This is a genomic window from Thauera sp. K11, assembly GCF_002354895.1.
GTDB classification, from domain to species: domain Bacteria; phylum Pseudomonadota; class Gammaproteobacteria; order Burkholderiales; family Rhodocyclaceae; genus Thauera; species Thauera sinica.
Window position 1 is genome coordinate 3378893 of record NZ_CP023439.1, and the last position, 22506, is coordinate 3401398.

The following is a 22506-nucleotide window of genomic DNA, read 5'->3' on the forward strand; positions in this document are numbered from 1 at the left end:
GGATTTTTCTGAGTGCCCCGCCCGGCGGCGGGGACGTTCGTCGTTTCGCGTCGCTTCTTTCCCTGCCCGGCTTCAGCCCAGATGGCCGAGCAGGCGCTGGGCCGCGGCCGCGGGCGTGGTCGCCCCCGCTTCCACCGCGCGCGCCAGCGAGGGCAGTTCGTCCTTCACCCGGGGATGGCCGCGGAAGCGGCTGCGCAGCCCGGCATCGATCAGGTCCCACATCCATGCGAGGGCCTGGTGGCGCCGCTTCGCGTCGAATTCGCCGGACTTCACGAGGGCGGCGCGATAGCCGGCGACTTCCTTCCAGAAGTCGGCGATGCCCTGCTTCTGCAGCGCCGACAGCGTCAGTACCGGCACCGTCCAGTTCGGGCTGGCCGGGCGCAGCATGTGCAGCGCGGTCTTCATCTGCGCCTGGGCGCGGGTGGCGGCCATCGGGTCGATGTCGGCCTTGTTGACGACGATCAGGTCGGCAAGCTCCATGATCCCCTTCTTGATCGCCTGCAGGTCGTCGCCGGCATTGGGCAGTTGCAGCAGGCAGAAGATGTCGGTCATGCCGGCCACCGCGGTCTCCGACTGGCCGACGCCCACGGTCTCGACGATGATCACGTCGAAGCCGGCGGCCTCGCACACCAGCATCGTCTCGCGCGTCTTTTCCGCGACGCCGCCCAGGCTGCCGGCCGACGGGCTGGGGCGGATGAAGGCGGCGGGGTTCTGGCTCAGCAGTTCCATGCGCGTCTTGTCGCCGAGGATGGAGCCGCCCGTCAGCGACGAGGACGGATCGACCGCGAGCACCGCGACCCGCATGCCCTGCCCGATCAGGTACAGGCCGAGCGCCTCGATGAAGGTCGACTTGCCCACCCCCGGCACGCCGGAGATGCCGACCCGCATCGCGCCGCCGGTATGCGGCAGCAGCGCCTCGAGCACCTGGCGCGCACGCGCCTTGTGGTCCTCCCGCTGCGACTCGATGAGCGTGATCGTCTTCGCCAGCGGCCGCAGCCGGCGCGCCAGCACGCCGTCGACCAGCGCGCGGTCGGCATCGGTCAGCGGCGCCGCATGCGCCAGCGGGTTTTCGGGCATGTTCATCGTCATCGGGTCGGGGACTGGAGAACGCGGGGCCGGTGCACACCGCGGCGCGGGCTGGGGCATCGCGCCCGCGACCTGCGCCGCGGCCGCGGTCATGCGGCGCGCGCGGCGCGGATCTGCCTGAGCACCTCGCGGGCCGACTTCGGGATCGGCGTGCCCGGACCGAAGATGCCCTTGGCGCCGGCGGCATACAGGGCGTCGTAGTCCTGCGCCGGGATCACGCCGCCGACGAAGACGATGATGTCGTCCGCACCCTGCTCCTTCAGCGACTTGATGATCGCCGGCACCAGCGTCTTGTGGCCGGCGGCGAGGCTGGAGCAGCCCACCGCGTGCACGTCGTTCTCGACCGCGTGGCGGGCGGCCTCTTCCGGGGTCTGGAAGAGCGGGCCGATGTCGATGTCGAAGCCGAGGTCGGCGAAGGCCGAGGCCACCACCTTGGCGCCGCGGTCGTGGCCGTCCTGGCCGAGCTTGGCGATCATGATGCGCGGGCGGCGGCCTTCCTCGGCGACGAAGGCTTCGATCTCGGCCTTCAGCGCATTCCAGTCCGCATCCTCGTCGACGACGCCGCCATACACGCCGGACACGGCCTGCGGATTGGCGCGATAGCGGCCGAAGACGATCTCCAGCGCATCGGAGATCTCGCCGACGGTGGCGCGCAGGCGCACCGCCCTGATGGCGAGGTCGAGCAGGTTGCCTTCGCCGCCGCGCGCGCATGCGGTGAGCGCGGCCAGCGCGGCGTCGACGTCGGCCTGGTCGCGGGTGGCGCGGATGCGCGCCAGACGCTCGATCTGGGCCTCGCGCACGACGTGGTTGTCGATGTCGAGGATGTCGATCGGGTCTTCCTTGGCGAGCCTGTACTTGTTGACGCCGACGATGACGTCCTTGCCGGAATCGATGCGCGCCTGCTTCTCGGCGGCGCATTCCTCGACCTTCATCTTGGCCCAGCCGGATTCGACGGCGCGGGTCATGCCGCCCATGGCCTCGATCTCCTCGATCAGCGCCCATGCCTTGTCGGCCATGTCCTGGGTGAGCTTTTCCATCAGGTAGGAGCCGGCCCACGGGTCGACGACGCTGCAGATGTGGGTCTCTTCCTGGATGATGATCTGCGTGTTGCGCGCGACGCGGGCGGAGAACTCGGTCGGCAGCGCGATGGCCTCGTCGAGCGCGTTGGTGTGCAGCGACTGGGTGCCGCCGAACACCGCGGCCATCGCCTCGATGGTGGTGCGCACCACGTTGTTGTACGGGTCCTGCTCGGTGAGCGACCAGCCGGAGGTCTGCGAATGCGTGCGCAGCATCATCGACTTGGCGCTCTTCGGGTCGAACTGCTTCATGATCCGCCACCACAGCAGGCGCCCGGCCCGCATCTTGGCGATCTCGAGATAGAAGTTCATGCCCACCGCCCAGAAGAAGGACAGGCGGCCGGCGAAGGTGTCGACGTCCATGCCGCTGGCGATGCCGGTGCGCACGTACTCCAGGCCGTCGGCGAGCGTGAAGGCGAGTTCGATCGCCTGGTTCGCGCCCGCTTCCTGGATGTGGTAGCCCGAGATCGAGATGCTGTTGAACTTGGGCATGTTGGCCGACGTGTACTGGAAGATGTCGGCGATGATCTTCATCGACGGCGTCGGCGGGTAGATGTAGGTGTTGCGGACCATGAACTCCTTGAGGATGTCGTTCTGGATGGTCCCCGAGAGCTGCTCCTGCTTCACGCCCTGCTCTTCGGCGGCGACGATATAGCCGGCGAGGATGGGCAGCACCGCGCCGTTCATCGTCATCGACACCGAGATCCTGTCGAGCGGAATGCCGTCGAACAGGATCTTCATGTCCTCCACCGAGTCGATCGCCACGCCGGCCTTGCCGACGTCGCCCAGCACGCGGGGATTGTCGGAGTCGTAGCCGCGGTGGGTGGCGAGGTCGAACGCCACCGACACACCCTGGCCGCCGGCGGCGAGCGCCTTGCGGTAGAAGGCGTTGGATTCCTCGGCGGTGGAGAAGCCGGCGTACTGGCGGATGGTCCACGGCTTCACCGCGTACATGGTGGGCTGGGGGCCGCGCAGGAACGGCTCGAAGCCGGGCAGCGTGTCGGCGTGCTTGAGCCCTTCCAGGTCGGCCGCGGTATACAGCGGCTTGACCGTCAGCCCTTCGGGCGTGGTCCAGTTCAGCTTGTCCAGATCGCCGCCCGGCGCCTGCCTGGCGGCGGCTTTCTTCCATGCCTCCAGATCCGGCTGCGGATAGACGGGCTCGTTCGCGTTCGACATGACTGATCCTCTCTGGCCATCGCGCCGCAGATGCGGCGTTGATATAGGGCGATGCACTGATCGATTGAAATTCGCAACGCGGCGACATGCCGTCCGTGGCCGATGCCACGGACGGCCGCCGACGCCCCTTCGGCGACGCGGCCCCTCTCATGCTTGCCGGGCGCTGCCCGACACCTCCCATGCCACGCCGCACGAAGGAAGTTGACTTGTACTACGGACGAAATAATACTTTATCCATAATTATGAATGCAACGACCCTGGGAGACTGCCTCACCGCCGCCGCCGTCACGCCGCGGATACGTCTCCCGCAACGCCACCAGCCAATCTCATGAGCGCCTCACGCATTGCCCCGCTCGCGCTGTACCAGGAAGTCGCCGAACGCCTGCGCGAACGCATCTTCTCGCACGAACTGCAGCCCGGCACCTGGGTCGACGAGCAGGCTCTGGCCGAGCAGTACGGCATCTCGCGCACGCCGCTGCGCGAGGCCCTGAAGGTGCTGGCCGCGGAGGGGCTCGTCACGCTCAAGCCGCGGCGCGGCTGCTACGTCACCGAGATTTCCGACCGCGACCTCGACGAGATCTTCACCGTGATGGCGATGCTCGAGGGCGAGTGCGCACGGGCCTGCGCCGGCCGCGCGGGCGAATCCGACCTCTCGCGGCTGAAGTCCATCCATACCGATCTCGAACGCGCGGCCGGCAAGCAGGACATCGATCGCTTCTTCGAGGCCAACCAGGCTTTCCACCAGGCGATCCAGCAGATCGCCGACAACCGCTGGCTGCTGCAGGTGATCGAGGATCTGCGCAAGGTGATCAAGCTGTCGCGCCACCATTCGCTGTTCTCGGAAGGCCGCCTGGAACAGGCGCTGGCCGAGCACCGCGCGATCCTCGACGCGCTGCTCGAACGCGACACCGGCGCCGCCGAGGCGCGCATGCGCGAGCACATCCGCAGCGGCCGCACGGCGCTGGAGCGCATCGCGCGGGCAAAGAGCAAGGTGGCCTGACCGGCGGCGCCCGGCGCGGGCGTCAGCCCTCGCCGGAGCCGTCGCGCGTGACCAGCACTTGGTCGATGCGATAGTTGTCGATGTCGACCACCTCGAAGGTATAGCCGCCGTAGTTCACCGAATCGGTACGGCGCGGCACCTTGCGCAGCGTGTACATCAGGAAGCCGGCGATGGTCTCGTAGTTGTCGAAGCCCTCGAACTGGGCGATGTCCAGCGCCGCCATCACGTCCTCGATCGGGGTCGCGCCGTCGATCAGCCACGAGTTGTCGTCGCGGCGCACGATCATGTCCTCCTGGAAGGGGCTGACGAGTTCGCCCATCACCGTGCTCATGACGTCCTGCAGCGTCAGCAGGCCGACGACGAGCGCGTATTCGTTGACCACCAGCGCGAAGTCCTCCTTCGCATCGCGGAAGCGCTCCAGCGCCTCGAACAGGCTCAGCGAATCGGGCAGCACCAGCACGTTGCGCACGATGGGCGCGTTGCGCAGCGACAGTGGCTGGCCGTCGAGGATGCGCGGCAGGATGTCCTTCCAGTCCACGTAGCCGATCACGTTGTCGATCGCGTCCTTGCACACCGGGAACTTGCCGTGCGGGCTGGCGGCGATCTTGTTGCGGATGCTTTCCTCGGACTCGGCCAGGGTCAGGAACACGATGCTGTCGCGCGCGGTCATCGCCGACGGCACGATGCGCGTATCGAGTTCGAACACGTTGCTGATCAACTGCTGCTCCTGGCGCAGCAGCACGCCGGCCTGCGCGCCGGCATCGGCCATCGCGACGATGTCGCCGGCGGTGATGTCCTCGGGCCGCGCGCTGGGCAGCTTGAAGAAGCGCAGCAGGCGGTCCGCGATGCCGTCGAACATCCAGACCAGCGGCGCGAACAGCCACATGCACAACTGGATCGGCTGCACCACGGCCATCGCCACCGCCTCGGGCCGCACCATGGCGATGCGCTTGGGCATCACGTCGGCGAACAGCACGAACAGCGAGGTCACGAAGCCGAAGGCGATCAGGAAGCCGATGGTGTCGAGATGGACGCCGTCGTACAACGGGCGCAGCAGGTCGGCGACCTGCGGCGACAGCGCCTGCTCGCCGACGATGCCGCCCAGGATGGCGATCGCGTTGAGGGCGATCTGCACCACGGTGAAGAAGTGCCCCGGATTCTGCTGCAGCGCGAGCACGCGCGCCGCCGGCTCCCTGCCCTCGTCGGCGAGCTGGCGCAGCTTGATCTTGCGCGAGGCGGCCAACGAGATCTCGGCCAGGGAGAAAAACGCGCTGACGGCGATCAGCAGCGCGATGGCGAACAACTGGTTGAGCAGCACGGCGACTCCTGCGGGAACGGCCCCACGCGCGGGATGCCGCGGGGGCGCCGGCACGAGTCTATCACCTCGCCATCCGGCGCCGGCCGCCGCCTGGTGCGGCGCAGCAAGCGGCGGCCTTCAGTCTCCGGGGCGCGTCATGTCCGCCGGCACCACCCAGCTCGCATACTGCTCCTCGCTCACGAAGCCGCTCGCCAGCGCCGCTGCACGCAGGCTCAGGCCCTCGTGCAGCGCCTTCTTCGCGATCTGCGCGGCGCGGTCGTAGCCGATGTGGCGGTTGAGCGCGGTGACCAGCATCAGGTTGGCGTCCAGGTGTTCGCGGATGCGTTCGGGATCGGGCTCGATGCCGCGTGCGCAATGCGCGTCGAAGGCCGCGCAGGCGTCGGCCAGCAGGTCGATGCTCTCGAGCACGTTGTGCGCCATGACCGGCTTGTACACGTTGAGCTGGAAATTGCCCTGGCTGCCGGCGAAGGCGACCGTGGCGTCGTTGCCGAACACCTGCGCGCAGACCATGGTGAGCGCCTCGCACTGGGTCGGATTCACCTTGCCCGGCATGATGGACGAACCGGGCTCGTTCTCCGGGATGCGCAGTTCGCCGATGCCGCAGCGCGGCCCGCTGGCGAGCCAGCGCACGTCGTTGGCCGTCTTCATCAGCCCGCCGGCGAGCGTGCGCAGCGCGGCCGAAACCTGCACCAGCGCGTCGTGCGCGGCCAGCGCGAAGAACTTGTCCGGCGCGCTGCGCAGCGGCAGGCCCGTCAGCAGGCCGAGGATCTCGGCGGCGCGGGCGCCGAAGCGCGGATGTGCGTTGAGCCCGGTGCCCACCGCCGTGCCGCCGATCGCCAGGTCGTGCAGGCCGGGCAGCGCCGCGCGCACGGCGCCGAGGCCGAAGTCGATCTGCGCCACCCAGGCGCCGATCTCCTGCCCCAGCGTCACCGGCGTGGCGTCCTGCAGATGGGTGCGGCCGGTCTTCACCACGTCGGCGAAGGCGGCCGCCTTTGCCGCCAGCGTGTCGCGCAGGCGGCCGACCTCGGGAAACAGCCGCAGCTCCAGTTCGCCGAGGATCGCCACGTGCATCGCGGTCGGGAAGGTGTCGTTCGACGACTGGCCGCGATTGACGTGGTCGTTCGGATGCACCGGCGACCTGCCGCCGAGCGGCGCGCCGGCCATCTCGTTGGCACGGTTGGCGATCACCTCGTTGGCATTCATGTTGGACTGCGTGCCCGAGCCGGTCTGGAACACCACCAGCGGGAAATGCGCATCCAGCGCGCCGGCGATCACCTCGTCGGCGGCATGCACGATCAGCGCGGCCAGTTCGGGGGGAAGCTCGCCGAGTTCAGCATTGGCCTGGGCCGCGGCCTTCTTCAGCAGGCCCAGCGCGCGGATCATCGGCCGCCCCCAGCGAAAGCGCGCGACGCCGATCGGAAAGTGGTGCAGCGAGCGCTGCGTCTGCGCGCCCCAGTAGCGATCGGCCGCCACCTCGACCGGGCCCATGGAATCGTGTTCGATACGGATCGATGCCTGCATGAAGGTCTCCCGGCGGATGCGTGACGCCCGGTAGACGCCTCCCGGCACAACAGATTCCCCACAAGACAAGACCCCGCCGCGGCCTGCGCCGGGCGGGGTCGGAGGTCGTTTCCGCGGACGCCGTCCGGCGTCCGCGGACGGCGGCATCAGTGCGTCGAGGCGGTCGCGGCGCCGACGCCGGTCTGCGCACGCACGTACTGGTCTTCGAAGGCTTCGCGCTCGTCGCCGGCCGCCTTGCTGCCGTCGGTCACCGAGAACAGCCAGATGGCGAAGAAGGCGATCGGCATCGAGAACAGCGCCGGCTGGGTGTAGGGGAAGATCGGCGAGGCGAAGCCCAGCACGTCGACCCACACCGACTTCGACAGCACGACGAAAGCCACTGCGCTGAACAGGCCGAGATAGCCGCCCACCAGCGCGCCGCGGGTGGTCAGCCCCTTCCAGTACATCGACAGGATCAGCACCGGGAAGTTGGCCGAGGCGGCGACGCCGAAGGCCAGCGCCACCATGAAGGCGACGTTCATCTTCTCGAACACCATGCCGAGCAGCACCGCGACGATGCCCAGGCCGATGGTGGCGATCTTGGACACCTTCAGCTCGGTGGTCTCCGAGGCCCTGCCCTTCATGATGACGCGGGCGTAGATGTCGTGCGAGATCGCCGACGCGCCGGCGAGCGCCAGGCCGGCCACCACCGCGAGGATGGTGGCGAAGGCCACCGCCGACAGGAAGCCGAGCAGCAGGTTGCCGCCGACCGCGTGCGCCAGGTGCATGGCCACCATGTTGCCGCCGCCGACGATCTTTCCGCCGATCGAGCCGCCTTCGAAGTACTGCGGGTTCTGGCCGACGATGATGATCGCCGCCACGCCCATGATGGCAATGACGTTGAAGAAGTAGGCGACGATGCCGGAGGCGTAGAGCACCGACTTGCGCGCTTCCTTGGCGTCGGTCACGGTGAAGAAGCGCATCAGGATGTGCGGCAGGCCGGCGGTGCCGAACATCAGCCCGAGGCCGAGCGAGATCGCGGTGACCGGATCGGCCAGCAGGCTGCCCGGGTTCAGCAGATTGGCGCCCAGCTTGTGCACGTCCATCGCGCGGCTGGTCAGCTCGTCGAAGCTGAAGCCGAACTGGCTGAAGGCCAGCAGCATCACCGCGGTGCCCCCCAGGAGCAGCATGCACGCCTTGATGATCTGCACCCAGGTCGTCGCGACCATGCCGCCGAAGGTCACGTAGATCATCATCAGCGCACCGACCACGACCAGCGCAATGTTGTAGTCGAGGCCGAACAGCAGCTTGATGAGCTGGCCGGCGCCGACCATCTGCGCGACGAGGTAGAAGCACACCACGGTCAGCGAACTCACCGCCGCCATCGTGCGCACCTTGCCCTGGTCGAGGCGGTAGGCGGTGATGTCGGCGAAGGTGAACTTGCCGAGGTTGCGCAGGCGCTCGGCCATCAGGAACAGGATGATGGGCCAGCCGACGAAGAAGGCGATCATGTAAATGTAGGCATCCACGCCCTGCGCGAACATCATCGCGGTGAGGCCCAGCAGCGTGGCCGCGGACATGTAGTCGCCAGCGATCGCCAGGCCGTTCTGGAAACCGGTGATGCCGCCGCCGGCGGTGTAGAAGTCCGACGTGGACTTGGTGCGGCTGGCCGCCCAGTAGGTGATGCCCAGGGTCATCAGCACGAACACGAAGAACATGCCGATGGCGTGGAGATTGAGCGGCTGCTTCTGCGCAGCCTCCATGGCCGGCCCGGCGGCAAGCAAAGGTACCGAGGCCGACAGTCCGGCGAGGCCCGCACCGGCGCGGGAGAGCAGGCTGGCGCGCATCATTTGTCCTCCTTCCAGGCGGCGTGCACGATCTCCTTGTTGAGATCGTCGAACTCGCCGTTGGCACGGCGCACGTAGATCAGCGTCAGCACCCAGAAGAACACGAACTGGAACAGGCCGGCGAGCACCCCGAAGGTCAGGTTGCTGCCCGCGAACAGCCGGCGGCCGATGAGTTCGGGCGCGAAGGCGACGAGCAGCACGAAACCGTAGAAGATCACCAGCACGGTGATCGCGAGCAGGCTCGCGAAGCGGGTCCGCTTCGCCACCAGCTCCGCGAACCGCGGATTGCGCCTGATGTGCGCATACATCGAACTAGACATTTTTCCCCCTCCTCAAGAACAAGAAAACAACGGGCACACCTGGTTGCCGCCTCACCCTCTTCCTGCCGACCGGCTGTCTGGCGCAGCGTATCGACGGGCGGATGATATATCATCTACAAGATTCCATACCAGTGCGTATGGAAAAGTAAACACTTGTCGCAATGGGAGAATTTTTCAACTTCCTGCTCTCCCGGCACATTCCATCCAACTCGGAGGCGCCAGCAAGGCATGGACACACGGATCGGATTCGACGTCGCAAACGGCATCGCCACCATCACCCTGGCCAATCCGGCCAAGCTCAATGCCGTCACCGCGGCCATGTGGCGGGGCCTGCGCGCGGCCATGGACCGCATCGCCGCCGACGACGGCGTGCGCTGCGCGATCCTGCGCGGCGCCGGCGAGGACGCCTTCGCCGCGGGCGGCGACATCGAAGAGTTCCTGACCGTGCGCGCGACGGTGGACGACGCCCTGCACTACCACGACGACCTGGTGGCCAATGCGCTGGAGGCCGTCCGCGGCTGCGCGGTGCCGACCATCGCCGCGATCCGCGGCGCCTGCATCGGCGGCGGGCTGGAGATCGCCGGCTGCTGCGACATCCGCATCGCCGGCGAATCCGCGCGCTTCGGCGCGCCCATCAACCGCCTCGGGTTCTCGATGTATCCGGGGGAAATGGCCGGCCTGCTCGCCCTGGCGGGGCCGGCGGTGGTGCTGGAGATCCTCCTCGAAGGCCGCATCCTCGACGCGCGCGAGGCGCTGCAGAAGGGCCTGCTGAGCCGGGTGGTGGACGACGGCAAGGTGTTCGGCGAAGCCGCCGCCTGCGCGGCGCGCATCTGCGCCGGCGCGCCGCTGGTGGCGCGCTGGCACAAGCAGTGGGTGAAGCGGCTGATGAACGGCGTGCCGCTGAGCGAAGAGGAGAAACGCGCCGCCTTCGACTTCCTCGCGACCGACGATTACCGCGAGGGCATCGACGCCTTCCTCGCCAAGCGCACGCCGCGTTTCCACGGCCGCTGAAGCGGCGTGCCGCGGCCTTCGGGCCGGACGCCCTTTCCGCGCGGCCCGCGGCCGGGGCCCCGGCGTCCCTTCCGGATCCGGCGGGCCGCCGCAGGCGCAACTCGCAGGGCGAGGCTCCTAATGCTACAATGTTGCAAAACGAGCCCGCCATTGGAGAACGCCGTGGCCAGACCCCAATCCGAGCAGCTTCCGCCTACCCTTCGCGACGACCCCGCTCCCCACGGCAGCGCCCGCGAGCGCATTGCCGCGCTGGGCGGTCGCGTCACGCGCACGCGGCTGGTCGCCCTGGAACTGCTGCAGCAAAGCCCACACCCGCTGTCGCACGACGAGATCGGCGAGGCGCTGGCGGCAGCCGGCATCGCCCACGACCGCGTCACGCTGTACCGCGCCCTCGACTGGCTGGTGGAACGGGGGCTGGCGCGGCGCATCGCCGGCGGCGAGCGCGCCTGGCGCTTCGAGGTGATGCGCGACGCCACACATCGCCACGCCCATTTCCACTGCGACCGCTGCGGCCAGGTGGTCTGCCTGGAAGGGCTGGAACCAGCGCCGACCACCGGACTGCCGAGCGGCTTTCACGTCGACCGCGCCGAACTCGTACTGCACGGCAGTTGCGCCGCATGCGGCCGCAGCGCCGCGGAGGCGCAGGCACGATGAGCCGCCCCGCCGGCACGCCGTTCAGCCTGCTCACCGCCAGCCTGGGCAAGCGCCTGGCCCTTGCGGGCGCAGCCGCGGCGCTGCTGTGGCTCGCGATCTTCTGGGCCCTGAGCTGACATGACACACCCCGTGCCTCCATTTCGTTCGCAGCAGGCCGGCCCCGGTGCGGCCACGGGAGTCGTGATGCACCCCGCCCCACCCCCCGTCATCCGCTTCGACAACCTCACCCTGGGCTACGAGCGCCACCCGGCGGTGCACCATCTCAGCGGCGAGATTCCCGCCGGTGCGCTGGTCGCGGTGATCGGCCCCAACGGCGCGGGCAAATCGACGCTGCTCAAGGGCGTCGCGGGCGAATTGCGACCGATCGGCGGGCGCATCGAACGCGCCGCGCTGCCGCGCGGCGGCGTGGCCTACATGCCCCAGCGCAGCGAGATCGACCCCGGCTTCCCGGTATCGGTGTTCGACGTCGTGGCCATGGGGCTGTGGCGCGAACTCGGCGCCTTCGGCGGCCTGGACGACAGCCGGCGCCGGCGTGTGCGCGAGGCGCTGGCCGCGGTGGGCATGGAAGGCTTCGAGTCGCGTCCGGTCGGCTCGCTGTCCGGCGGGCAGTTGCAGCGCGCGCGCTTCGCCCGCCTGATCCTGCAGGACGCGCCGCTGATCCTGCTCGACGAACCCTTCGCCGCCATCGACAGCCGGACGGTGGACGACCTCGTCCGCCTGATGCTCGGCTGGCACGCCGAGGGCCGCACCATCCTGACCGTGGTGCACGACTTCGAGCAGGTACGGCGCCACTTCCCCACCTGCCTGCTACTGGCGCGCGAACCGGTGGCCTTCGGCCCCACGCCGCAGGTCCTCACCGACACGCTGCTGGCGCACGCGCGCAGGCTGTCCGAAGCCTTCGACGACGACGCCCCGGAATGCCACCGCGCGGAAGAGTCCGGCGGCCACGGGCCCGGCGGCGAGGTCGTCCCGCTGCACGACCACGGCCATCCGCACGACCACGCCGGCCACCGGCACTGACCCCACCCCGCCCTTTCCGACCTTCACGCCCGCAAACCCGCCGTGTACGACCTGCTCGTTTCGCCCTTCATCGATTTCGCCTTCATGCGCCGTGCGCTCGCCGGCTGCCTTGCGCTGGCGCTGGGCGCCACGCCGGTGGGCGTGTTCCTGCTGCTGCGGCGCATGAGCCTGATGGGCGACGCCATGAGCCACGCCATCCTGCCCGGCGCGGCGCTGGGCTACCTCGCCTTCGGGCTGTCGCTGGGCGCGATGACGGTGGGCGGCATCGTCGCCGGCATCGTCGTGGTGCTGGCTGCGGGGGTGGTGACGCGCGCCTCGATCCTGAAGGAAGACGCCAGCCTCGCCGCCTTCTACCTGTTGTCGCTCGCCGCCGGCGTCATGATCGTGTCGCTGCGCGGCCGCAACCTCGACCTGCTGCACGTGCTGTTCGGCTCGGTGCTGGCCCTGGACGACGGCTCGCTGCTGCTGATCGGCGGCATCGCCACGCTGACGCTGTTCGGCCTGGCGCTGCTGTTCCGCCCGCTGGCGCTCGAATGCTTCGACCCCGCCTTCCTGCGCGGCGTCAGCCGCTGGTCGCCGGTGGCGCATTACGGCTTCCTGATGCTGGTGGTGCTCAACCTGGTGAGCGGCTTCCATGCGCTGGGCACGCTGATGGCCGTCGGCATCATGATCCTCCCGTCGGCCGCCGCGCGGCTGTGGGCGCACGAACTGCCGGCGCTGCTCGGGCTCGCCGTCGTCTTCGCCGCGGCCAGCGGCGTCGCCGGCCTGCTGCTGTCGTTCCATGCCGACGTGCCGGCCGGCCCGGCCATCGTGCTGATGTGCGGCCTGGTCTATTTCGCCTCGCTGCTCGCCGCCCCCGGCGGCCTGCTCGCCGGCCGCCTGCCGGTGCGCCACCACCTCGAGTCCTGACCTTCCCGGAGAATCCCATGCGCCTGCCGTTCCACCGCGCAGCGGCCGCCGCCTGCGCCGCGCTGCTCGCCCTTCTCGCCGTTCCCCGCGCGAATGCCGCCCCTGCACTGGAAGTGACCGCCAGCTTCAGCATCCTGGGCGACTTCGTGCGCCAGGTCGGCGGCGACCGCGTCGCGGTGCGGGTGCTCGTCGGCCCCGACGAGGACGCTCACACCTTCCAGCCGCGGCCGTCGGATGCGCGCGCGCTCGGCCGTTCGAAGCTGGTGGTGGCCAACGGCCTCGGTTTCGACGACTGGGTCCTGCGCCTGGCCAGTTCGGCCGGCTTTCGCGGCAGGATCGTCGTCGCCAGCACCGGCGTGCGCAGCCTCGGCATGGAGGACGGCGGCAGCCACGGCGGCGAGGACGGCCACGGCCACGATGGCGGCATCGACCCGCACGCCTGGCAGGACGTGGCGAACGCCCGGCGCTACGTCGCCAACATCGCCGACGCGCTGGCCGCCGCGGACCCGGACGGCGCGGCCGCCTACCGCGCCAACGCGGAACGCTATGCCGGCCAGTTGAAGGCGCTCGATGCCGAGATCCGCGCAACGCTCGGTGCCCTGCCGGCGACGCGGCGCAAGGTCGTCAGCTCGCACGACGCCTTCGGCTACTTCGCGCACGCCTACGGCATCCGCTTCCTGGCTCCGGTCGGGGTGTCGAACGATGCCGAACCCACCGCGCAGGGCATCGCGCAGCTCATCCGCCAGATCAAGGCGGAGGAAGCTCCCGCCGTCTTCGTCGAGAACATCGCCGACCCGCGCCTGATCGAGCGCATCCGCAGCGAGAGCGGCGCCCGCGTCGGCGGCACGCTGTATTCCGACGCGCTGTCGGCCGCCGGCGGCCCGGCGCCGGACTACCTGTCGATGATGCGGCACAATCTGAAGGGCCTGAAGGAGGCGCTGTCGCCGCGCTAGCCTGCAGGGGGTCCCGATCCTGCGGAAACGTCGAATTGGTGCACTGCAACAAAAAATAGTTGACGGCTGGCGGCACGTCCTTATACTGCCCAATGTTGCAGCGCACAATAATGCGCCAGACAGATTCGCAACCGGACCCACCACACCCACCCAGGAGATCGCCCATGAACTACTTCACCACCCCCAACGCCTTTACCGCGGCCAACAAGGCCAGCCTCGAAGCCCTGCAGAACCTGGTCGCAAGCACCCAGAGCCGCGCCGAACGCCTCGCCGCGCTGAACATGGAAGTGCTGCGCAGCGTGCTGGAAGACGGCGCCGCCACCGCCAGGACCCTGCTCGAGATCAAGCAGCCGCAGGATCTCGCCAAGCTGCAGCAGGACGTCGCCCAGCCGGTGGTCGACAAGTTCGTCGATTACAGCCGCAGCGTGTTCGAGATCGCGAGCGAAGGCCAGCAGGAACTCTCGAAGCTGGTCGAAGCCCAGATCGCCGAAGTGAACCAGGCGTTCGCCGAAGCGCTGGCCCGTGCCGAGAAGTCGGCTCCCGCCGGTTCCGAGCCGCTGTTCGCGGGCGTGAAGCAGGCGATCGCCACAGCCAACGAAGCCTACGCCGAGTTCACCAAGCTGGTGAAGCAAGCCACCGAGACCCTGGAAGCCAACCTCGCCGCGGCGAAGAAGGCCGTCGTGCCGGTGTCGGCCTTGGCGCCCGCCCCGGCCCCGAAGCGCACCGCCGCCAAGAAGGACGCCTCCGCCTGATGCCGTCGTATCCGGGGTGATGCCTGCATCGCCCCGGCGGCGCCACGTCCCGCATTCGCCGCCCGGCACCGCCCCGGGCGGCGAATGCCGTTTACGTGGCCATGCCGCGCCACTGGCGGGATCCGCCCCGCCCGGCTGCCGTCCGGGCGCTTGCAAACGGGGTATTTCCTGCTACGAATGAAGTACCAGAAACAAGCTGCGGGCGCGTGCCCCTGGCGGTGCGCCCGTCGGGTCGACAGAGAGCCCTGCCGCGCGCAGGCCGCCGCGACGCACGATGCGTCCGGCCCCTGCCCGTTGCGATCGCCCGAGCGGGCGGACACGTGTTGCGTCGCCGATGTCGGCCCGCCCCCTCGGAGGTGGCATCATGAAGCGCGCGCCGGCCGTCCTCGCCCTCCTCGCTGCGGTCTTCGTCGCCGCCATCCCCATCGCCGCCACGACGCAGCAGGAAGGCGCCGGCGCGACACCCGCCACCGCCCCGCCGGCGGCCGGCACACCGCCCGCGGCGAAGGTCGTCCATGAACAGGACGTGCCCTACTACGAAGCCTGCGCGCGCGAGGGGCTGAACGAGTCCGAATGCGCCGGCCGCCTGATCTGGTTCAAGGCCACCGCGGGCAACGAGCGCTTCCACACCTACGTCTTCCAGCAGCGCGTCGGCGTGCTGATCGACTGGTACCGCGTGCTGCGCGCCGACCAGCGCGGCGACCGCTTCCGCGCCTGGGGCATCATCAACGATCCGTCGTGCTGCGTGCCGGGCGCGAAGAACTGCCCGGCCAAGAGCCTGGACGAAACCTACGGCTTCGACTGGTGCCCGGGCGACGAGGAACTGCTCGGCTACGTCGGCCGCGGCGGCTATCCCGAGCCGGCCTGCGATTTCCGCGATGCGCCGCTCGCGCAAGGCGATCCGCACGGTGCCGCCGACCAGCGCCAGTCGGCTTGCGATCTGCGCTTCGGTACCTCGACCGGGGCGCTGGGCATCCGCAAGTTCCCAAACCCGCGCTTCGACAGGGCGGCCTGGATCAGGCTCAACGGCCACGCCGGCTCGTGGGAGGGCTACGGCCGGCCGATCGCCGCCGCGGGCGGTGGCGGCGAGGCGGCGCGCTCGCACCTGCAGGACGGCGCGGTCGAACCGCCCTTCCTGATCGGCACGTCCTGCGGTTCCTGTCACATCGCCTTCGATCCGCTGAATCCGCCCGCCGATCCGGCGAACCCGAAGTGGGACAACATCAAGGGACTGGTCGGCAACCAGTACAGCCGCATCTCCGAGATCATGGTGTCGGGCATGCCCGGCAACACGCTGGAATGGCAGATGTTCGCGCACGCCCGCCCGGGCACCAGCGACACCTCGGCGATACCGACCGACCAGGTGAACAACCCGGGCACCATCAACGCGCTGATCAACATCGCCAGGCGCCCGACCTTCGCCGACGAGGCCGTCCTCAAGTGGCGCAAGGCCGCAAGCTGCAGCGACGACAAGGACGAGGCGAGCTGCTGGTGCGAGCCCGGGCGCAGCGGCAAGTGCTGGAAGAAGTCGCCCGGCAACGACACCGTGCATCACATCCTGAAGGGCGGCGAGGATTCGATCGGCGCGCTGGAGGCGATCCAGCGCGTGTATTTCAACATCGGCTCGTGCTCGGAGCAGTGCTGGGTGAACCACCTCTCCGACCTGCGCCAGCTCGATCCGCAGCAGCGCGGCTTCGGCCAGACGCCGTTCGACATCGGCCAGTGCCGGCGCGACTGCCCGCATTTCCGCGCGATCGAGGACCGGCTGGGCGACATCCTGGCCTTCTTCCTGTCGGCCGAGGCGCACGTCGCCGACCTGCGCGCCGCACGCGAGAACGTCCGGCGCGCGGCCATGCCGACGGCGACCTACACCGACCAGGACCTGATCGCCGACCTCGAGAACGAATTCGGCGCCGGCGCGGTCGCGCGCGGCAGCGAAGTCTTCGCCGGCACCTGCGCGCGCTGCCACTCGAGCCAGCCCGAGGCGCTGGCCGGGGCGTTCGCCGCGCTGGACTTCCACAAGGCCGACCCCGCCACCGGCATGCGCGAGGACTGGATGGGCAACGACCGCGCCACGCCGGTGTCCGAAGTCGGCACCTTCCGCTGCCGCGCACTGCATTCCAACCACATGGCCGGCCACGTGTGGCAGGAATACGGCTCGGAGACGCTGCGCGCGCGGCCGCCCGACCCCAACGTGAAGGAGCCGGGCGACGGCGGACGCGGCTACTACCGCAACGTCTCGCTGCTCAATCTGTGGGCGCACGCCCCCTTCCTGCACAACAACGCGCTCGGCCCGGAACTGTGCGGCAAGCCGAAGAACGCGGCGAACGACTTCTACGCCCAGCGGCCGCGCTATGTGGACGGCACCAGCGTCAGGCTGCTGCCTCCCGGCGAGCAGCCGGCCTGCTTCGAGTACGACCCCGGCGTGGAAGGGCGCTTCCGGCTGTACAAGGCATCGATGGAAGAGCTGCTGAACCCGGCGCAGCGCGTCCCCAAGGTCACGCTGCTCAACGAAGACGTCACGCTGCGCATCGGCCCGCGGCTGTGGGACGGCACCGAGAAGGAAAAGCTGCTGGGCTTTTCGCTCACCATCCCGCACGAGATCGAAGGCCGCGGCGTCACCGCCGGCACGCTGGGCAATTTCCAGCACAAGCAGTTCGTCGTCGACCTGGTGCGCGCCAGGACCGACGCCAAGTCGCTCGGCAACGACCTGGCGCAGCGCTTCGGCGCCGAGACCGGCGACAAGGTGCTGCAGGACCTGCAGGCGATCGCCGGCGAACTGGCCGGCAAGCCCGATGCCCTGGTCGCAGCGCTCAAGGCGCGGCCTTACCTCATCAAGCAGATCTACAGCAGTTGCACCGCCGAGATCGAAAACGAGGGCCACCGCTTCGGCGAGGACCTGCCCGAGGCCGACAAGAAGGCGCTGATCGCCTTCCTCGCCACGCTGTGATTGCCGGGGATACGCCATGAAACCGATCCCGACCCTTGCACTGAGTCTGTGCGCCGCCGCCGCGCTGGCACCGTCCGGCTGCGGCTTCTTCGAAAACGCCGAGGACAAGGCCGCGCCGCCGATCTCGTTCGCGCCCTACACCGAGCACTACGCCGGCAAGCCCGATTTCGCCTACGTCGAGCACCGCTTTCCGCTGGCAACCGCCGACCTGTACAAGATCACGCCAAAGAACCTGGCCTTTCTCGACCAGGAACAGGTGGACCAGATCTACGCGCGGCTGTCCGCCGGGCCGATCCCCGACGGCCCGTTCGAGGGCGACCTGTTCTTCCCGCGCGGCGGCAGCGGCAAGCTGCGGCTGTCGGAGATCGCCGGCGGCGGCCTCAAGAGCCTGTTCGTGAACGTCGCCGGCGCCAAGCTCGACCTCATCGGCGAGACGCTGTGGAAGGGCAAGGTCTTCTATCGCGACCAGCGCCTGTTGCGCAACCGCATCGAGGATCTGTCGGCGCTGAAGAAGCTCGGCCTGGTCGAGGACAGCACCGCCAACCCGCTGCAGAAGGTGCACGTCGGCGGCAAGGACCAGTGGCTGCTGTTCCCGGCCAAGCTGTACTGCGGCCAGAGCCTGCTCGACGGCCGGCGCGAATCCATCGTCATCGACTACGCCTTCACCGACGAACTGCCGGGCTACCGCCGCATGCCCGACATGATGGCCGGCCGCGACGGCTTCGCCATCCGCGACGAGATCCGCATGGTGTATCCCGGCTTCTATCTCGGCCGCGCCTACATGGACCGCGTCTTCGTCGTCAATTTCGTGCTGTACAACAAGGACGTCGCCGAGCGCGCCAGGGAAGAATTCCTCAAGACCGGCCAGGTGCAGCAGGACTGCTGGGGCGGCACGCAGCAGCGCCTGGTGGTGATGGGGCAAGGGGGCACCGGGTAAGGCTGCTGGCCGCCCGCGGGCCGCGCCCGGAAGGCGCGCACGGCCCGAGTCCCCACGCACGCGGGGGCGGACATGCTCCGATGGACATCGCTGCTTGCGGCTCTGACACTGGCCCTCGCGCCGTCGCCGGACGGCGCGAACGCCGGCGGCGCGGCGCAACCGGCCGGCGCCATCGAGCCGCCCGGGCCCGACCTGCCGCCGGCCGGGCGCTCGCTGTTCGACGAATTGTTCGGTGCCGATGCCGACGGCGCATCGCGCTTGCCGTTTCCCTTCCCCGCGCTGTTGCAGCGCATCGCGCAGCAGCTCGACGCCGGGCAACCGTCGGGAGGATTGTCGGTGGTGCTGATTCCACTGGGCCGCTCGCTGCAGCGCCATGCCGCCGGCGATGTCGACGCCTTCCGCCATCCGCGCGTGGTCGCGGCCGTCACGGGCGAGCCGCCGGCCGCCGCCCCGCCCGGCCACCCCTACCTGCGCGACCGCCTGTACGTGGCCTACCACGAAAAGGCCGCGGCCCTGGAGGTGATCAGCTACAACGAGGCCGCCGGCCGCTTCGAATTCCAGCTCGTGCGCAACTACCGCGAGGGCGCCGCACCCGAGCCCGGCTACGCCAACCGCACGCTCTGCCTTGCCTGCCATCACAACGCGGCGCCGATCTTCTCGCGCCAGTCGTGGGACGAGACCAGCGCCAGCACGCCGGTGGCCGCGCGGCTCGCCGCCACCGGCCTGCCCTACTACGGACTCGCATGGCGCCACGGCGTCGATGTGCCGGACGCGATCGACACCGCCGCCGCGCGCGCCAACCTCCTCGGCACCGCTCAGCGCCTGTGGCGCGAAGGCTGCGCCGCGCCCGACCGCAAGGCCGCGGTCGCCTGCCGTGCCGAAGCCCTCCGCCAGGCCCTGCGCCATCGGCTGACGGACGGCCGCAGCACCACGGCGGAACGGCGCGCCCGCCGGCCCGCCCTGGTCGAACCGCTGCTTGCGAACTGGCGGCAGCGCTGGCCGGCGGGGCTGGCGATCCCGGACCCGTCGCTGCCCAACCGCCAGCCGTTCGCCGGCATCGAGGGCGGGCGGCCGCAGCCGTCCGACGACGAACTGCGCCGCTACGCCGACATCGCCGCCGCCTTCGACCCGCTCGCACTGCGCGCACCGCTCGAGACGTGGCCGGGCCGCAGCGCCGCCGACGCCGGCCGCTTCGTGGCCGCGCTGTCGATGTTCTTCTCGCGAGCGGACGTCGCCGCCATCGACCGCGCGCTGAGTGTCCTGTCCGCGTCTCCTGCCGCCGCCACCGCGCGGGCTGCGGAACGCGGGAACCCCGCCTTGGCCGCCCTGGCGGACGGTCGCATGGCGTCCATCCGCCACATCGCCCTGTCCTGCAGCGGACGGAAAACCACCGACCACGGTCGGCTCGACCTGGACTGCGCCGGCGCCGACGGCGCGCGGCTGCAGGCTCGCCTCGTGCTGAAGGCTGGCATGGCGACCGGCGGCACCGCCGACCGGCTGGTGCTGCCCGGCAACGACGCGATCGGCGCCGTCGCGCTGAAACCCGCCGCCAACCGCCGGCAGCGGGCCGGGGCGGAGACGATGCGCTTCATACCGGACCGCGGCGGCCGCACCGTGCGCACCGCCGGCGGCGAAGCGATCCGCCGGATCGACATCCCGCGCCCGGCCGCGAACGCCGCCGCGCCAGCCACCGCCACCCTGGAACTGGTCGCCGATCTGGCGCCGCTGGATGTGGCGATCGATCGGCTCGCCCAGGCCACGCTCGCCGGCCGGAGCGACGCCCTGGACGATCTGCCGCTGCGCCGCTCGGCCTTGCTGCCCGCGCTGCTGACCGACCTCGGCACGCCGGCGCCCGCGCCGCCATCCGCAGCGCCATCCGCACCGCGGCTGGCCGATCCGCCCGCGGCGCGCGACGGCGCCTGGCCGCCCGAACTGCAGCCTTTCGCGCGCCAGTGCGGCCAGTGCCATGCCGCCGCCACGGCCTTTCCCCCGGGCTTCCTGCGCGGCGGCGACGAACAGGTGCGCGGCAGGATCGCCGCCTGTGCCGAGCGCATGCTCTTTCGCCTGGCGATGAACGCACGCCCGCCCGCCGCGCGGCCCAAGACGCCGATGCCGCCCCCGCCGCCGCCCATGCCGCGGCCTTCGCGCAATCGCCCGACTATCCGGCGATGACCGCCCTGCTCGAGGGCCTGCTGGCGCAGCGCGCGCTTGCGCCGGCCGGCGTGCTCGCCCGCCCCTACGCAACACTCGCCCCCTGCACGGCAGGCGCCGAATGATGCCGCGCCGAGGAGGATCGCCATGACTCCGTCCCCCCGCCCCCAATCGCCGCGAGCCTCGCCGCCGGCCGCGCCGCGCAGGCGGCGCTGGCTGTCGTGGCGCCTCATCGTCTGGCTGCCGTGGATCGCGATCCTGATCGCCGCGCTGTATGCGGCCGCGCGCTTCCTGCCGGACGAAGCGGTCACCTACGACGACCCCGTCCAGCACTTCAAGTACGGCTCCACCGGGGGCGAGCGCGAGTCGGGCTTTCCGTACTGGATCTGGCAGGCCCTGCCGCGGGTGTGCGCCGAACACCTGCCGGGCGGCGGGCGCGATGCCGACGCGGCAGCGGAGGCGGGACATGCCGCGCGCGGCACGGCGGACTACGCCGCGTTCGGCCTGATCTACGAGGAAGGCCGCGACCTGCCGATCGGCGTATCGAAGCGGCGCCACCTCGGGCTGGACCGCGTGTTCCTGAACTGCGCCGCCTGCCACACCAGCACCGTGCGCGATGCGCCGGACGCCGCGCCGCGCATCATCGCCGGCATGCCGGCGCACCGCTTCGACATCCGTGCCTTCGAGACCTTCTTCTTCAACTGCGCCGCCGGCCCCCGGTTCTCGCGCGAATTCATCGTGCCCGAGATCGAGCGCCTCGCCGGCGGCCTGGGCCCGATCGACCGCTACCTGGTATACCCGGTGGCGATCGCCCTGATGCGCGAACGCCTGCTGATGCTGCGCGGCCGCTTCGCCTTCGTGTTCGAGCAGCCGGAATGGGGCCCGGGGCGGGTCGACACCTTCAACTCGGCCAAGGTGCTGTTCAACTTCCCGATGAAGCAGTTGCCGGCGCACGAACTGCTCGGCGCGTCGGATTTCCCCTCGATCTGGAACCAGAGAAAGCGCATGGCGCGCGACGACGGCCAGCGCATGGAACTGCACTGGGACGGCAACAACACCCATACCGAGGAACGCAACAAGAGCGCCGCGTTCGGCACCGGCACCACGCCGCCCACCATAGACCTCGCCGCGATCGGCCGCGTGGAAGGCTGGCTGCTGGATGCGGCGCCGCCGCCCTTCCCCTACCCGATCGACCACGGGCTTGCCGCGCGCGGCGCGCCGCTGTACGCCGAACGCTGCGCCGCCTGCCACGGCACCGGCGGCAGCGACTTCCGCGGCGCGAGGGTCGGCCATGTGACGCCGATCGCCGACATCGGCACCGACCGCGCGCGGCTGGATTCCTACACCCGCGACCTCGCGGTGAACCAGGCCACCCTGTACGCCGGCTATCCGCACCGCTTCCAGCATTTCCGCAAGACCCGGGGCTACGCCAACATGCCGCTCGACGGCATCTGGCTGCGCGCGCCCTACCTGCACAACGGCTCGGTGCCCACGCTGCGCGACCTGCTCGAACCCGCATCCGCACGCCCGGCGAAGTTCGCGCGCGGCAACGACATCTACGACCCGGCGCGCGTGGGCTTCGCCTGCGCCCTGCCCGCCGGCCCGGCGCAGGCCGCCGCCGCGGGCCTGTTCGCCTACGACACCACCCTCCCCGGCAACGGCAACGCCGGCCACGAAGGCCACGTCTACGGCACCGACCTGCCCGCCGCCGACAAGGATGCGCTGGTCGAATACCTGAAGACCTTCTAGCAAGGAAGGAGATCGCCATGACATCCGCCTTCCCGGACGCCGCCCCCGCTCCGCTGCGGGCCGGCCCTACCCCCGGACGCACGCCGGCGGCAGCCTT

Annotated in this window: 17 protein-coding genes; 11 read left to right on the top strand and 6 right to left on the bottom strand. The window is 70.0% G+C overall.

Annotation, left to right across the window (positions count from 1 at the left end):
• Positions 1 to 72: 72 nt before the first annotated feature.
• Entirely contained in the window at positions 73 to 1089 is a 1017-nt protein-coding gene (gene meaB, locus CCZ27_RS14810; RefSeq protein WP_096449389.1) for a methylmalonyl Co-A mutase-associated GTPase MeaB, read from the bottom strand.
• Positions 1090 to 1175: 86 nt separating this feature from the next.
• On the bottom strand, positions 1176 to 3338 hold the full coding sequence (gene scpA / locus CCZ27_RS14815; protein ID WP_096449391.1) for a methylmalonyl-CoA mutase: 2163 nt from the start codon (positions 3336 to 3338) through the stop codon (positions 1176 to 1178).
• 328 nt (positions 3339 to 3666) lie between these two features.
• Between scpA and CCZ27_RS14820 the strand changes: the two genes are divergently transcribed.
• Positions 3667 to 4338: a GntR family transcriptional regulator gene (locus CCZ27_RS14820; RefSeq protein WP_096449393.1), complete on the top strand. Its 672-nt coding sequence runs from the start codon at positions 3667 to 3669 to the stop codon at positions 4336 to 4338.
• 22 nt (positions 4339 to 4360) lie between these two features.
• On the opposite strand, the gene paeA is transcribed toward CCZ27_RS14820, so the two are convergent.
• The 4 genes from paeA to CCZ27_RS14840 all read right to left on the bottom strand — a co-directional run bounded on the left by paeA (position 4361) and on the right by CCZ27_RS14840 (position 9323).
• On the bottom strand, positions 4361 to 5656 hold the full coding sequence (paeA, locus tag CCZ27_RS14825) for a polyamine export protein PaeA (protein ID WP_096449395.1): 1296 nt from the start codon (positions 5654 to 5656) through the stop codon (positions 4361 to 4363).
• A 117-nt stretch (positions 5657 to 5773) separates the two neighbouring features.
• Positions 5774 to 7177 carry a class II fumarate hydratase gene (gene fumC / locus CCZ27_RS14830; RefSeq protein ID WP_096449397.1) on the bottom strand — a complete coding sequence of 468 codons (1404 nt, stop codon included), beginning with the start codon at positions 7175 to 7177 and terminating at the stop codon, positions 5774 to 5776.
• Between the two features lie 146 nt (positions 7178 to 7323).
• The gene (locus CCZ27_RS14835; protein WP_096452620.1) at positions 7324 to 9003 is read right to left on the bottom strand and encodes a cation acetate symporter; all 1680 of its coding nucleotides are present in this window, start codon (positions 9001 to 9003) and stop codon (positions 7324 to 7326) included.
• Positions 9003 to 9323: a DUF485 domain-containing protein gene (locus tag CCZ27_RS14840; protein WP_385961207.1), complete on the bottom strand. Its 321-nt coding sequence runs from the start codon at positions 9321 to 9323 to the stop codon at positions 9003 to 9005. The genes CCZ27_RS14835 and CCZ27_RS14840 overlap by 1 nt, the downstream gene beginning before the upstream one ends.
• A gap of 228 nt (positions 9324 to 9551) precedes the next feature.
• On the opposite strand from CCZ27_RS14840, the gene CCZ27_RS14845 reads away from it, so the two are divergent.
• From CCZ27_RS14845 to CCZ27_RS14890, 10 genes are all read left to right on the top strand, one after another.
• Positions 9552 to 10334 carry an enoyl-CoA hydratase/isomerase family protein gene (locus tag CCZ27_RS14845; RefSeq protein ID WP_096449401.1) on the top strand — a complete coding sequence of 261 codons (783 nt, stop codon included), beginning with the start codon at positions 9552 to 9554 and terminating at the stop codon, positions 10332 to 10334.
• Positions 10335 to 10496: 162 nt separating this feature from the next.
• On the top strand, positions 10497 to 10988 hold the full coding sequence (locus CCZ27_RS14850; RefSeq protein ID WP_385961205.1) for a Fur family transcriptional regulator: 492 nt from the start codon (positions 10497 to 10499) through the stop codon (positions 10986 to 10988).
• A gap of 183 nt (positions 10989 to 11171) precedes the next feature.
• Positions 11172 to 12008: a metal ABC transporter ATP-binding protein gene (locus tag CCZ27_RS14855; protein WP_096452622.1), complete on the top strand. Its 837-nt coding sequence runs from the start codon at positions 11172 to 11174 to the stop codon at positions 12006 to 12008.
• A 42-nt stretch (positions 12009 to 12050) separates the two neighbouring features.
• A complete protein-coding gene (locus CCZ27_RS14860) occupies positions 12051 to 12917 on the top strand; it encodes a metal ABC transporter permease (RefSeq protein WP_096449405.1) in 867 nt (288 codons plus the stop codon).
• 17 nt (positions 12918 to 12934) lie between these two features.
• A complete protein-coding gene (locus CCZ27_RS14865) occupies positions 12935 to 13870 on the top strand; it encodes a metal ABC transporter solute-binding protein, Zn/Mn family (RefSeq protein WP_096449407.1) in 936 nt (311 codons plus the stop codon).
• Positions 13871 to 14034: 164 nt separating this feature from the next.
• Positions 14035 to 14622 (top strand): phasin family protein, encoded by a 588-nt coding sequence (locus tag CCZ27_RS14870; protein WP_096449409.1) that lies wholly within the window; start codon positions 14035 to 14037, stop codon positions 14620 to 14622.
• A gap of 364 nt (positions 14623 to 14986) precedes the next feature.
• A complete protein-coding gene (locus CCZ27_RS14875; protein ID WP_096449411.1) occupies positions 14987 to 17572 on the top strand; it encodes a hypothetical protein in 2586 nt (861 codons plus the stop codon).
• A gap of 16 nt (positions 17573 to 17588) precedes the next feature.
• Positions 17589 to 18509 (top strand): hypothetical protein, encoded by a 921-nt coding sequence (locus tag CCZ27_RS14880; RefSeq protein WP_096449413.1) that lies wholly within the window; start codon positions 17589 to 17591, stop codon positions 18507 to 18509.
• Positions 18510 to 18581: 72 nt separating this feature from the next.
• Positions 18582 to 20681 carry a hypothetical protein gene (locus CCZ27_RS14885; RefSeq protein ID WP_096449415.1) on the top strand — a complete coding sequence of 700 codons (2100 nt, stop codon included), beginning with the start codon at positions 18582 to 18584 and terminating at the stop codon, positions 20679 to 20681.
• 126 nt (positions 20682 to 20807) lie between these two features.
• Entirely contained in the window at positions 20808 to 22409 is a 1602-nt protein-coding gene (locus CCZ27_RS14890) for a c-type cytochrome (RefSeq protein WP_198363129.1), read from the top strand.
• The last annotated feature ends 97 nt before the right edge of the window (positions 22410 to 22506 follow it).